4 protein-coding genes are annotated in these 14,078 nt (G+C 61.7%); 1 reads left to right on the top strand and 3 read right to left on the bottom strand.

The window, feature by feature from the left end; genetic code table 11:
• On the top strand, positions 1–555 hold a 555-nt coding region (locus WAW39_RS16175; RefSeq protein WP_422320224.1), incomplete at its 5' end, for a hypothetical protein.
• A 194-nt stretch (positions 556–749) separates the two neighbouring features.
• Here WAW39_RS16175 and WAW39_RS16170 read toward each other — a convergent pair.
• The 3 genes from WAW39_RS16170 to WAW39_RS16160 form a co-directional block, all read right to left on the bottom strand.
• Positions 750–1,376 (bottom strand): hypothetical protein, encoded by a 627-nt coding sequence (locus WAW39_RS16170; protein WP_422320223.1) that lies wholly within the window; start codon positions 1,374–1,376, stop codon positions 750–752.
• Positions 1,377–1,939: 563 nt separating this feature from the next.
• The gene (locus tag WAW39_RS16165) at positions 1,940–13,606 is read right to left on the bottom strand and encodes a hypothetical protein (protein ID WP_422320222.1); all 11,667 of its coding nucleotides are present in this window, start codon (positions 13,604–13,606) and stop codon (positions 1,940–1,942) included.
• A gap of 80 nt (positions 13,607–13,686) precedes the next feature.
• Positions 13,687–13,869, bottom strand: coding sequence for a hypothetical protein (locus tag WAW39_RS16160; protein ID WP_422320221.1), 183 nt, complete (start codon positions 13,867–13,869; stop codon positions 13,687–13,689).
• Positions 13,870–14,078 lie beyond the last annotated feature (209 nt).

Below are 14,078 nucleotides of genomic sequence, written 5' to 3'. Positions count from 1 at the left end.
AATGCATCTGGGACTGGGGACTGTTTCATGACAACCCCTGCCAAATCAAGCTTCGCTCTGCGGCTGTGGTTGCCTGGCTACCATACGCCGTCCGGGAACAAGACGATCGGGAAGCACTGGAGCAAGGTGCACAAGATGAGAAAACCGCTGGCGGCGGCCCTGTATGAGGCCATGCGGGAGATCCCGGTGAGGGAGCGCACGGAATGCCACAAGGTGGCGTATCAGGTGCTGACCAAGATGCTCATGGGGGTGCCGCTGGAAAAGCGGAAGGGGAAGAAACCTGCCAAGCCTACGGTGCCGGCGCGGCTGCGGATTGAGCGGGTGACGCTGTCGTTGTGCGATGAGGACAATTTCAAGGGTGGGACCAAAGCGCTGGTGGACTGCCTGCGGTACGCGTTTCCGACGGTGCTGCTGGATGATGCCCCGGGCTATGTGGTGATGGAGCACGTGCAGACGCAGTGTGGGAGCAAGTGCGAGAAGGGGACGTGGGTGGATCTCGCTGCGGGCGAGGAGCCGGAGAAGCTGCCGCAAGAAAGCGCAAAAAACCGGAACTGATAAAATGATGCGACGAAACCCGGAGTTTTGGACAGGATTCACAGAATTACAGAATTTCAGGATTGGGAATTCCTGAATCCTGAAATGGTTGGATTCTTGTAAAGCCTGTCTTTTTTTGGGCCGGGTCATTGAATCCCAGAACCTCCTCAAGGCGGGACTGCAATACGAGGAAGACGGAGAGACCTTTCCTTGTCTCAGCGCTCGATGCGGAGGCCGCCGCCGGGGATGGGGGTGACGCGGTAGGTGGTGGAGCTGTTGATGTCATGCTGCCAGGGGCTGCCGGGGATGCCGCGTAGCTCGATGGGGCTATTCATGAGATTGAAGCTGGGATCGAGAGGGGCGGAAGGAAGAGGGGCTGAAGAGGGGCTAGGTGTGACGTTTTTTGATGCAGATGACCCGGAGTTCGAAGACTCTTGTATGGCGGCGATAGAGGCCTGATATTTGAGTTCAATGGCAGCTAAATCGGCCTGATACTGAATGCGTTCGGCTGCTTCTTTAGCTTGCAAACTGGCGATGTTTTTTTCAGAGATTCTTTTCCATTCATCTTCAATTCTCTGCTGTTTTTCCTGATAGGTTTCAGAAATGATTTTGGGCTGCGGAATAGGTTCAAGCTTTGGCAACGCCGGCAGGTTGATGAATTTGATTTTTGCGGCGCTTTTTTCTGAAGCAGAAATTTCCTGCCAACGCTGCTGCATTTCCAAAATGGGAGCGCTGGAAACAGGCTGCTTGTACGCCTGGGATGCAGGTCTGAAACCGCCCGATTTGACGACGATAGTGAACAACGCGAGGCCGATCAGCAAAGGGACGAGGAGCGATTTCATGGGCAAATCGTAAGGGGTTGAAAGCAGGGTGCAAGTATAAAATTTGTAATCGGTTTGCCGTGCCGAGGCGAGCCGCCCGCGCGGGTGCGCGCGTGCGGATTCTGAGTACCAGACTCAGAGACAGAGATAGAATAAGAGAAAGAGTAAGAGGAAGTCACGTCACTTGTCCTTCTTTTGTCCGTGACATGTCACGTTACTGAGACGTCACTTGTCACGTCACTATCCATGTCACGAGGCCAGAGTACTTTACTGTGGGAAACCGCCTCCAGCCCTCTGTTTTTGGGCTTGTACGAAGGAGAAGAGGTCATTTAGGAGATGGTCAGAACCATTCATTTACCCAGTCCCCGGTTAGATTATTAGCATGAGTCCCACGCAGGCTGCCCGCCTGCCGAGAGCTTTTTAGTCAGCCTATGGTGTCGAAGGCTCAGCCCCGTGTTAATTCGTGTCACAAGAAGTCACGTTTTGGTGTGTGACATGTTGCATAACGTCACGTCACATGTGACGTGACGAGTCACGCAACTATACGTGACATGTCACACTTTTGTCCGTGACATGTCACGTTTTCACTGGTGCAGCAGGGCGGGTGCTTTTTGCTTGATGCGCTCAAACTCCGAGAGGGAGGCTTCGTAGAGGGTGCGGGATTCCGGGGGGAGGGACTGGCGGAACTGCTGACGGGCCTGCTCTGCGGAGAGGCCGGATTTTTTGCTGCCATTCATGATCTGGGAAGGGTCAATGATTTTGAGGACTTTGGCGATGTCTCCAGAGGTTTCCAAGGGCACGCCGAGGGCTTTGAGGCGGGTGGCGAGGGCGGTGATTCTCCGGGGATTGGGTGAGTCCTGGGCGAGTTCCTGCACGAGGAGGCGCTTGGCGCGGGAGGTGACGGTGGTGCCGTAGTCGAAGCCGGGCTGGGCGTCGTAGCCGTGGGCTTTGCGGAAGTCCTCCGCCTGACGGTAGATGTTCGGCGCTGCGGACTTGACGTTCATGCCGAAGACGGAGCGGATGACGGTCTGGACGGGATCGTAGGTCTGGAGGGTTTTGTTCACCTGCCGCTGGCCTGCCTTGGTGAGGGCCCCGCCATCTCCAATGCCGACGGCAGCGGCGAGGTCTGGGGCGAGAGGTGGGAGGGCGACGCCGGCGGCGTGCTGGGTGTAGGCGCGGAGCATTTCCGGGGTGGACATGTCTGCCTCGGTGAGGTGGCGGCCGGAGAAGAGATCCCGGTTGGTGATCCACGAGACGCCGAGATTCCCGATGGGGCCGGCGGCGGCGGTCTGGCGCCAGAACGTCTGCCAGGCGTTTTCCTTCTCCTCCAGCGGCACGACCTTTTGGCCGAGGAGATCGGCGAAGGGCATGATGGAGGAGATGTCCCACTGCTGCACCTGACCCTGGCTGCTGCGGAAGGGCAGGAGCATGGAGAAGAGGTGCAGGTTGGAGAGTCCGAGGATGCCTTTGCCGCGCCCGGCGAGGTCCTTGCCGATTTCGTCCTTATCGCGGTCTTCCAAGCCCAGCAGCATGGCGCTGAGGGCCGAGAGTGCCGCGGGGAAGGCGAGGGCAGCGGAAAGGGCGATGGGGCGCTCCTTGGCGGCGAGGGCGAGAATGCGGGTGGACTCGCGGAAGAAGGAGAAGAAGGGATTCACAAAGCGCCCGGCGTTTCTTGTGGCCCAGGAAGCGCCGAGGCGATCGTAGTAGGGGAACCACTTCCTAACGTGGGCGGCGGCGAGTTGTTGGATTTCCTGCTCGGACAGAGGCCCCTCACCCCGACCCTCTCCCCGGAGGGTAGAGGGAGACAAACGGGCTTCATTCTTCGCCTTGAGATACGAAGCGATTTTGTAGAAGTCGTCGGGCATGCGGCGGTACTCGGCGAGCTGCTCGTGCGTGGTGTTGAATTTGGAGCCGAAGTCGAACCAGAAGCGCTGCAGGAGACCGGGATTGAAGTTTTCAACGGTTTTGGCGTCAGGTAGGAGGCCCTTCAATTTCTCCCGCACGAGGGAGGAATAGGCATCTCCCCCGAGGACGCCGTGCTCGAGGAGTTCGGCGTAGAGCGGGCCGCCGTGGCGCATGATGTCCATGGCCTGACGGTAGTAGGGCCAGTTGCCGGGATTGGCGATGCTGGAGCCGCCGAGGTAGGCAAAGACGGCATTGCCGACGGCATCCCGGATGTGTGAGCCGGGGTTCCAGACGAGCTTGCCGGACTTCCATTTACGCAAGATGGCATCGTAGAACCGCAGGGCGGCGTTGGGGACATCCAGCTTATCAAGGATCTGCTGGGCGATGTCGTTCTGGACGAACTTGCCGGCGAGGGGGCCGAAGCGGGTCTGATCGGGGATGGGGGTGAAGCCCTGCAGAGAGACGTTGCTGGTCCATTCCTTGTTTTTGGCGGTCTCGCTGAGGAGTTCCATCGTCGCAGCGTTATGGGTTTGTGCGAGGATGTAGCGGGCGATGGCGTAGACGGGGTCTTTGATCAGCTTGGGCGGATCAAAGGGGGCTTCTTTTTTGTATTTGGCCTTCTGCAACTCAATGGCCTGTTTGACCATGCCGGCGAGGGCCTGGGAGAGCTTGGCGGGGGCATCCATATCTGCCCGGGTGAGGAGCTGGATTTGGGAGCGGACCTCCCGCCGCTGCTGGCCGTCCAGCGTGGACAGCATGGTTTGCAGTTCCTTGGTATTGCCATGGCGGTCCTGCAGCATTTCGAGGGCCTGCTGCCGGATGAAGTCCGAGTAGAAGGCATCCCGCGAAGCGGCATCCCGGAAGCGCCAGGCATTGCGGCCGCCTTCCTGACGATTGACGGTGAGGTACTGGCCGTCTTTGCCGCGGCGCGTGGTGTCCACGATGTGGTAGGCGGTGGAGCGCTGCTGGCGGAGATCCTGAATGCCGAGCTTGAAGGCGGCGAGGAGTGAACCGGCGGATTCCTGCGCCTCCTCGAGCATGTAGCGAGGCATCCAGCCATTGGACTGGAGTTCCTCGAAGGTGTCAGGATTCATGAGCCCCTGGCGGACGAGTTCCAGGCCCGTCTCCCGCAGCATGGCGCGGAGGCGCTGGGCGAGGGCCTGCATGGCGGGAGGGAGGGAGTCCATGGGGATTTTGTTTTCCATGGCGTCAAAGAGCTGCTCCCGGTAGGCGGGGTTTTGTGCAAACTCCGTTGGGTAGGCGAGGTCTGAGAGGCGGGGATTGCCGGAGAGGGCGCGGACGAGATCGTTGGATTTTTCAGCGCCGAAGGCGGTTTTGCGCTGCATCTCATGGGAGAGGGCGAGCCATTCACGCGGCATGAGGGCGGTGGGGAGGAGCTGATCCACGACGACGGATTTGGTCCAGGAGCCGAGTCCATCGGGTTTATTCAGCCATGCGGCGACGGCGTCCGGGGCTTTGCGGATGTCCTTGCCTGAGACGCGCTGAAGGGCATTGGCGATGGCGTGGCCAGCGGCTGAGGCAGCGGCGGCGTCTGCCGCGCCCAGACGAGTGCCGAAGGCTGACATGGCTTCATGGCCGGGGATGTGCACTCCGAGGCCTGTGATGCCTTGGATGGCCTTGCCGACGGCGGTGGGAATGAGATTGGCAGCTTGGCCGATGCCGGTGACGGATTTGTCGAGGGCTTTGGCGGTGGTGGAAGCGCCGGGGAGGGTGGCGAGGCGGCGATCGAGGGCTTGGGCTTTGTCCAGCGTGCGCTGGAGCCGAGAGGCGGCGGGGAGAATGCCTGAGTCCAGATTTTGGACAGGATTCACAGAATTGGCCGGAATTTCAGGATTTTTTAAGGGGAGAGTTTGGGCGATTTTAGCGATGCTCTCGCGGGTGGCGATTTTGGTGGTGTCGTGGTTTTGGAGCCATTCTTTGAGGACGGGGATGGTGGTCGGGACGGCGGAGCCGAAACCGCGCCAGCCGGGGGTGTAGGAGGCGAGGTAGGCGCGGGCGGCAGCGATGGGGGAGTCGAAGCCCGCCATCAGTTTATGTTCGTCGAAGTGACCGTTGCCGGGTTTGCGCTGGTTGACGATGAGCACGAGCTGGCTCTCCAGGTTGGGGCCGAGGAAAATATCCACGTGGTCTTTATCTTTGCCGGTAGTGCCAAGCACGTAGCCGTAATGATGTGGCATGGTGACTCCCCATGCCTTGCCATTGTCATCGGTACCACGGCGGACGCTGCCGCGTGGGTTCTCGATGGAGATGGTCAGACCGTTCCAGTTGAATTTTCCTTTGGCGTAGTTGCCTGCGGCTTTTTGGGCTTCGGAGGGTGCCGGGTCGGTTTCGTTCGCCGCCTTTTCAGCACGTTGGTTGACTTCGGTTTGACGAGACGTCAAACTCTGGGTATGAGCCGCCCCATTGGACACGTTCGTCAGTTTCCCAGAAATCCCACGTCCTACCGTTTGCTGAGCGTTGAGGTTGGGGGTGTCAGACGACAAAGGTTCGAACACCGTCTGCTTGTAGAGGAAACGATTGGCCGCAAGCTCTCCTCCAAGGAGGTCATTCACCACCGAGATGGGAATGGACTGAACAACACCATCGACAATCTGGAGATCATCTCCCAGAGGCAGCATATTCAGATCCACAAGTTTGGGCGTCTGCGCTGGCCTCTTGATGAGGCTATTCAGCTTCGTGAGAAGGGTGCGACCATTGAGGCTTTGGCGGAGCGCTACGGCGTCACTTACGGGAGTGTTTACAAAGCTTTCGAGCGCCGCCGCCTCACCTGTCTCAAGCTTAAGCGCCGCCCGAAGCGAGACTCTTTGGGTCGAATCTTGGGCACCGAGATTGACGTTGGTTGATGATGAGTGGGCGCTGCTGGCGACGCGCTGAGCGGCTGGCAAGGGTTGCTGCTGCAGGTGTTCGCGCAAGCGTTTGAGGCGGGAGGGATCGGCGGGTTCGAGCTGGAGATCGACTGGCATGGGGCCATGCGCGGTGGCGATGACGTTGCCGGGGGTTTGGATGTCCCAGAGCTGGAGGCCGAGGTCTGGGTGGATGTGGTAGGCCTCAAAGGGGATGAAGCCGCGATCCTTCAGGAGGGCGAGGATGTCCGCCATGGGGGCGTCCGGCTTGGCGGGATTTGCAGCCGCGTAGAAGGGCTGGGAGATGACGGCGCGCCAGTCGTGATCGCCAGGGAAGCGGGTGAAGCCTTCGAATTTGACGTCGTCCTGCCAGAGGTGATTGGAGAGGGCGAGGCGCTCAATGTAGGCCGGGCCATCCAATGCCTGAGCGCCGACGAAGCCGGGCTTGGTGAACTTGTAGAGGCGTCCGTTGTCCCGGTGAGGAATGACGAGATGCTCCCCGCCGGCGATGATGCGCGCGGGATCGGCGCTCAGTTGAAAGAGCTGAGGCGCGGCGAGGCGATGGTTCGCTTTGGCCCAGTCCAGCAGGCGGGCAAAGTCTCCGGGACTACCCCCGACTGACGGCCGAGGTTCCCCGCGCTTTGGCTTACCTGGGCTACCATCTGCTCCGGGGTGTGGCGCGGAGTCAGCGTAGAGGCTGGCGAGGATGTGGGATGGGCTGCGGAGGGCTTCATCAGGCGAGAGGGTAGCACCGGGGCGCGGAAGTGCAAGGGGATGCGGTGCGCGGCGGGCGGCGTAGAGGACGGTGGTGGCGTCTTCGTCGGTGGAGTCGAAGGTCTGGTCTTTTTTGTTCCATTCCCAGCGACCGGTGGCTTCGATGGCCTCGATCGAGGATTTCAGGCGGGTTTCAATTTCGGACTGGTAGGTGCTGATGATGTGGTTGCGCGGGCCGTCGTCGAGTTCCCAGTCGTAGAGTTTGTCGAGAGCGGTGTCCTTTTCCTCTTCCTCGGCATCGGTGAGGCCGTCCGTGGTTGCGGCTTTGGCGCTGAGAGTGGCGAAGCTGGCAGCGAGATCGTGGTAGGGCTGGGGGAACCAGTTGGGGGAGGGGAGATCATCCGAGGGGCTGTGAGAGTCCAGCCAGAGCCAGCGCGGGTCTGCTTCGATTTTCTCCTGCAAGTCCTTGGGGAGGTACTCGAGGGCGTCGGCCTTGGTGTCGGAGGAGTACCAGTCCTGAATGCGGTCGATGGCTTCGAGGATGGGGGTTTGCGCTCCCGGAGTTTTGACAGGATTGCCGGACATTTCAGGATTTCCTGAACCGGAAAAAGAGAGGACGGCTTGGGAGGCCTGGGCGAGGGAATCAGCGAGGGGGGAGCGCTGGGCGGCGAAGAGGGCCTGTCCGGCTTCGACGCCGGCGCGCATCTGGGGAGTGATGTCGATGCGCCAGATGGGGGTGGTGTCCTGACCGGAGTCTGAGGGGATGGCGAGGATGGCCTCTGTGGCCTGGGGGCTGCCGTGGCCGTACTGGGCGATGGCGGCGTCTGAGCGTTTGACGGCTTCGGTGAAGGCGCTGGAAGGGCCTGCGCTCAAAGGTGCGCGCTGGACGCCTGCTCCCCATTGCTTGACGTACTTGCTGATTTCTTTGGAGAGGATTTGATCGTAGAAGCCGCGCATGCCGTGGCCGCCGACGTTGAGATCTTCGCCGGAGTAGATGTGGACTTTGCGTTTAGCTTCGAGGTCTTTGACTGCTTTTGAGGCGAGGTCTTTGCCAATGAAGTCGGCAAGTTCGGAGTCAGTGAGGCCATTTTTATTGGTGACCACCTTCTTGTCTTTGAAGGCTTCAAATCCGTAGCGCCCGCCGTTTTGCCAAACAGCAATGCTATCCACCTGATTGCTGAGTTTGTAACGATCAGCCTGGGTGTCTCCGGTGGTCCAGCCGATCCACTGTTTGCCGGAGGCGACGGCGTCCGCGAGAGCGCGCTTGAACATCTGGAGGGGCCAGGTGGTGCGGAAGGGGGCGTCTGGGACGCGATCTTTCGAGAGCACCTCATCGAGAGCGCCCTGTGCGGAAATACGGTCCATGTAGCGGGTCATGGGCTGTCCGTTTTCGCCGATCACGCGCCATGCATTGGGATTTAAGGGGTCAGTGGATTGTTCCATCCTTGCCTCATTTTCGCCTTGGTAACCCTTCTCGCGGCCTGCCTGGTGGCGGTCGGATTGGATTTCTTCGATGAAGGTGCCGGGGTGTCCGGCGGCGTCTGTGCGGTCGTTGAGCCGCATGTGGGCGACGTAGTTGGGGACGTCGGGGAAGTGGCTGCTGTGGTACTCGGTGCGGGTGTCGTCAACCATCATCGGGGTGATGACCGGTGAGGCTCCGTTTTCGCGCATTTTTTGGGCGAAGGCTTCCGCTTGACCTTGCGTGTCAAAATAGCGTCCGAGAGATTTTGGCCCCGCCTCCGCAACGCGGAATGACGGTTTCTTTTTGGGCGAAGTCGAGAGTACGACCTCGCGGTAATTGGTGCCGTTGGGGAGTTGGTATTGGCTGTATTTGGGCTGGGACTGGCCAGCGGCGTATTCGGTGGCACGGGCTTCGTAGGAGGCGCGCAAGCGGGCCACGAGGGGGCGCATGCCGGGGGAGATGAGGGACTGCTGGCCGGGAGAGAGCTGGCCACGGGCGGCGGTGAGGGCGTAGTTTTCAGCACCTGACTGGGTCATGCCTTCGGCCTTGGCCTGGGTGATGACGGCGCGGTTTGCGTCTTCGAGCTGGGTCTGGGAGCCGCCGAGGCGGACTTCCTGCAGGTGGACAGCGCCTTCATTGGCGAGGTAGTCGAGGACTTGCTGCTGGGTGATGGGGCCGTTTTGAGCCTGCTGATGGAGCCAGGGGATGATGCCGGTCCATTTGAGTTCCTCGGTCTTGATACCGGCGTTTTTGAGGATGCCGACGACGGTGGCCGGGGTGCTGCGGGCGGGCATCTTGGATTCGATGGCGCGGGCGAGGGCGGAGTAGAATTTGGAGGCTGGCCCGTCTTTCGCTAAAGCTTCGGAGGGCGCGCTGCGCGCGGCGGCGGGAAGGAGTTCGCCGTCAAGGTAGGCGTCGGCGGAGTCGGCGATGTCGTCTTCGAGGTCGAGATCGGGGGTGGATTGGTCGAGGGCTTCGCCGGCGGTGACGGCGGCGTGGTAGTCGCGATCGAGGCCGGCGGTGTCCTGCGGAGTGACGGTGGGGAGTGGGCCGTCTCTGAGGGTGGATTCGATGGGGGAGGGTTTGAGGAGATCGGGCTTGTAGCTGGGGGAATGGGCGTTGCGGAGGGCTTCCTGTGCTGCTTGGGACTGGATGCTGGATGCTGGATTTCCAGAGTCCAGATGGGACTTGGCAAGTCCCGCTCCTTGGGGAATCCTCAAGTGATTGGGGCCGCTGGTGAGGTGGAGGATTTGGGGGCCGGTGAGGGTGACGGGACCGAAGCGGGAACTGTCCAGCGTGATGGAGCCGGAGGAGGGATCTGCTTCGAGGACGGTGAGGTATTCGGAGCCGATTTGGATTTCGTCCTCCGGCTGGAGTTCTTTGGCAAGCTCTGCGGCGGTGAATGGCTGGCCGGGGGTGCCGGCGGCGTAGGTGGCGAAGTCGGCGGCGCTTTCGCGCGCGCTCGATTCTTGATCCTCGATGCTGGATGCTGGATTTTGAGCCGCCTGAATGCGGGCGTCCAGGGCTGAGAGGATGGCCTGGCCGAGTTCGTCGCCTGTGCCGACGGGAAAGGACTGGTCTTCGCTTTCGGAGAGTTCGGTGGCGGCTTCGTCAATGCTGCGGCCGCTGGTGAGGCTGACGACGTTTTCGTTGAGCCAGAAGAGGCGGGCTTTGGGATCGGTCAAATCTCCGGCGCGGGCGAGGCGCTGGGCCTCGGCGTTTTTGAGTTTGGAGGTGGAGGCGTCTTGCTGCAGGGAGCGGTACCAGGACCAGCCGTCTGACGAGTCGGGCGGGCCCAAGCGGCGGATGCCCTGGGCACGCATGGCGGCGAGGATGTCTCCGCCTTCCGGGGGTGGGAGGGGCCCGTCCTTCGCCAAGGCTTCGGAGGGTGCGCTGCGCGCAAAGGCGTGAAAGGAGGGTGGTTGGAAGGTACCGAAGGCGGAGGCGGATTCTGCCTGCTGGACGAGGGTGCGGTGGTAGTCGAGGAGTTTGGCTTCGAGCTCGGTGCGGGTGAGGGGTGAGTCCTCCATCAAACGAGCGAGGAGGTTAAGGGCGCGCTGCTCTGCCTTCTTCACTTCCAGGGCGGTGCTGCGCGCGGCGGAGGCGGTGTCTGCATCGAGCTTGAACTGGAAGGCGGCAAGGGACTCTGCGTCTGGGAAGGTGGAGCGGCGGACCTGGCCGCGTTTGGAGAGTGGGATGGGGAAGGAGAGAGAGGGAGGTGTGGGTGATACGGTGCTGTTGTTTTTCGGCAAAGGAATGCCGGAACCGGAGCCAGAGTTTTGGACAGGATTAACGGAATTGGCAGAATTTCCAGAGGTTGGAGATGGAGAGGAGGTGGGGAGTTCGGGTTGCTGGGTGTTGGATTGGCGTTCTTCCGGAGGAGCAGGCACTCCTGCCTGCTTCACTTGGGCGCTGCGGGCATCTACGCGGAGGCCGTAGGACTGGCGGGCTTCGAGTTCGGGGCGGATGAGTGCGGCGGTGTGGGGGTAGGCGAGGGAGAGATCATCCAAGGCGGATTGTTTGATGATGACATGATCACGCTCCACGTAGGCAGGGGAGAGGGGATCGAGCGCAGTCTGGTATTCGGCGGGTTGCTGGCGCATCCAGGTGAGTTCTTCCTGGGCCATCTGGTTCTCCGGAGTACCGGCGATGGAGAACTCGAGACGGAGTTCTGCGGACTCAATGCGGGAGAGGGAGTAGGGGTAACCGCCGGGCTCGGTGTGGGGATGCTGATCCACCCCGATGCCGAGGAGGGCAAGTTGACGGCGCTCTGGGATGCCAAGGGTGCGCCAGCCGCTGGCGGCACGGCGGGAGCCGATGTGACCGAGGGCGAGGGCGAGCAGGGACTGGGCTTTTGGGAGATCCTGACGGCCTGCCTGCTCTGCGGCGTGGAGTTCACGGGCAGCATTATCCCGCAAAAAGAAGCGGGAGCGATTTCTGGCGACACGCTGCAGCCCGAGTTTGGTGCGCAAGAGGGCGGCGGCTGCCGGGGTGCTGGCCTGCTGGTGATCGAGCGCGAGGGCGTCTTCATGAGCCTGCAGCGCGGCGAGCATGTCTGCGCCGCGGTCCGGGGATGCTTCTGGCTCCTGAAGTGTACGGGCGGCGTTGTCCTGGGCGAAAAAGAGGGCGCGGTTTTGGGCGATTTCCTGCTGGCGGAGTTTTTCACGCAGGCGCAGGGCTGCGGCAGGGGTGCTGGCCTGCTGGTGGTCCTGCTCCAAGGCCTCCAATGCCGCGAGCATGTCTGCCGCGCGGCCGGTGGGTGCTGTGGGGGGAGGAGATGCCGTAGAGTTCTGGGGCTGGACTGGGGCAAGGGCAGCGGTGTAGAGCTGCTGCTGTGCTGGGGAGAGGCGCTGCACAAAAGCCATGCCGTGGAGACCGCCGAGAGCGCGCAGGGTGGCGACGTGCAGAGTCCGGAGGGAGTTGGCAACTCCCGCTCCTTGGGTGAGGGTGCTGAGTTTTTGGAGAACTTTGGCGAGGAGGGAGGTGGCGGGGGCTTCAGCGAGGAGCAGCGTGGAAGTGGCAAGGGAGGGATCTGCCAGCATCTGCCCAAGAAGGAAGCGCATGAGATCTGCCTTGGAAGCTTTGGCGGGTTTTTCTGCAGGCTGGCTCTGCTGCCACTGGTGGAAGGTCTGTTTTTGGAGCGCGGCGGGCATCTGGTTGAAGATGCGTTCCAGGGCGGCGGGGCTGAAGATGGGCGTGGTGGCGCCGAGGGCGGCGAGGGTCTGGCGTGCAGCGGCGGCTGGATCCCGCAAAGACGTGAGTGATTCCAGGCGTGCGGTGGTGGAGGTGCTGCGGCCCTCGATCGTGGTGAGGCGCTGGCCGATGTCTGCGACCATGGAGTCAAGCTCCTTGGCGAGGGCGGGCGGGGCCTTGGCAATGAGGGAGCGCAGGGTCTGGCCAAGGTCTTTGAGGAAGTCTTTGACCCACTGGAGGAGGCTGGGCTGGGCATCCACCGTTTCCGTGATCTGACCGGCAAAGCGGGCGTCCTGCACGAGCATGCGCAGGAATTCGTTCATGAGGTTCCACTGGTCTTTGGTGGACAGTTCCGGAGTTGGGAGGGACTTGGCAAGTCCCGCTCCTTGGGAGGCAGCGTTGTAGGCGTTCCAGACGGTTTGCTGGAGGGCTGGGGGCAGTGATTTCCACTGCTTGATGAGGGCGGGGCGGCCGTATTTGGAGGGGTTCTCCCGGGCGAGGCGGAGGACGAGGGCGTGGACGTCTTCCTCAATGCCGGTGGCGGCGACGGCTGCGGCTGGGGTTTGGAGGTAGTCGAACTGGGAGGCCATGGCGTCCAGGTCGATGAGGCGGGTGATTTTGCCGCCGAGGTCCATGACGGCGGTGAAATTCCCTCCGAGGAGTTTGCGTGCGACGGGGCCGGTGCCGATGGCATCGTAAAGGAGGTGGTGACGCTCGAAGGATTTTTCGAAGGAGGTCAGGAACTCGCGAGTCCAGGCCTTTTTGGCGGGGTCCTTGATGCGGGCGAGGGCGGCGAGGCGTGCGGTGGCGTAGTCGGAGTTGGCGCGGAGGGAAGAGGGAGGACTGTCGGAACCGGAGTTTTGGACAGGATTGCCGGAATTTACTGGATTTCCAGAATCCGGAAGGGGCTTGGCAAGCCCCTCTCCTTGGGTGCGCTGCGCGGCTGCGAGGGGGATGGAGGACTGGGTTTTGTCGCCAAAGTGAAGGGCGGCGGCGGTGTTGGCGCGGGTGGGATTCCAGCCGAGTTTGTTTTCGAGGGATTGGCGGAGTTCGGTGTGATCCAATGCGCCGGACTGCTGGGCGACGAGAGTGGTGGCCTGCTGCTCGGTGAGTTCCTTGGCCTGCACGGCCTTTTTGATGGCGGTGAAGACTTCCTGAGACGGGGTGCCGGGGATGGAGTCGTCCAGGGCGGCTTGGACGGCAGGGGGCAGGGCCGGAGAGTTGGCCGCAAGAGGACGCAAAGATTGGGAACCGGAGCCGTCTATAGACGGCGGGGACGCGGATGGATTAGCATTGGCAGGCGGAGTTTTTGTGTTTTTTGCGGCTGATTCCGGGGCTGCGGAATAGCGGAGGGGATTGGTGGCGGACTCTTTGCTGTTTTGGGAGCCGGTGATGCCGAGGTCTGAGAGGAGCTGGGCGCGGAGGATGGGCTCTTTGTGGAAGTAGTCGTAGTCCTGCCCGGCCATGGCTGGATGCTGGGCGATGGCGGCGGATGCGGCCTGTGCCTCTGCCGTGGGCATGCCGCGCTCCTGGAGGAAGTTGGCGATGGACTGCTGGGTGTCTGGGACTGCGGTGGAGGCAGAGCCAGAGGAATTAGCCGCAAGAGGGCGCAAAGGTTCGGACTCTGAACCGCCTATAGGCGGTGGGGAAGTGGAGTCAGAACCCGAGTCGGATTTTTTTGTGTTTTTTGCGGCTACCTCAGTCCCAGATGGTGCAGGAGAATTCCCGCTTGGTGGCGGTTGAGCCCCAGACTGAGCAGGTGTTTGAACTGGGCTTGGGTTGGCATTTGGGCCAGGTCCATGCGCAGGAGTTTGTCCTGCTGGAGTTGTTCCAGACTGGGAAGTTGTTGGTTGTTGGTTCTTGGTTCCTGGTTCATGGATGGGTGAGGGTTTCGTCGCTTCATTGGGGATGGCGGCGGCGACGGCGGGGAGGTGGTCGTAGAGGGAGGCGTGGTAGGCGGGATCGACGTGGGCGTGGCCGTCCTGATCGATGTTGAGGACGTTGGGGCCGGTGTAGTCTTTGAGGCGGGAGAATTTGCCGGGGGGCATGTCTGCCCCTTTGGCATCACGCCGGGTCCAGCCGGCG

The sequence above is a fragment of the Prosthecobacter sp. genome, assembly GCF_049294395.1.
GTDB lineage: Bacteria > Verrucomicrobiota > Verrucomicrobiia > Verrucomicrobiales > Verrucomicrobiaceae > Prosthecobacter.
This window is presented reverse-complemented; position numbering and strand designations above follow the sequence as displayed.

Bases quoted from the DNA above. Each gene is read 5' to 3' on its own strand.
- WAW39_RS16170 (WP_422320223.1), bottom strand. From the start codon at position 1,376: ATGAAATCGCTCCTCGTCCCTTTGCTGATCGGCCTCGCGTTGTTCACT.
- WAW39_RS16160 (WP_422320221.1), bottom strand. From the start codon at position 13,869: ATGAACCAGGAACCAAGAACCAACAACCAACAACTTCCCAGTCTGGAA.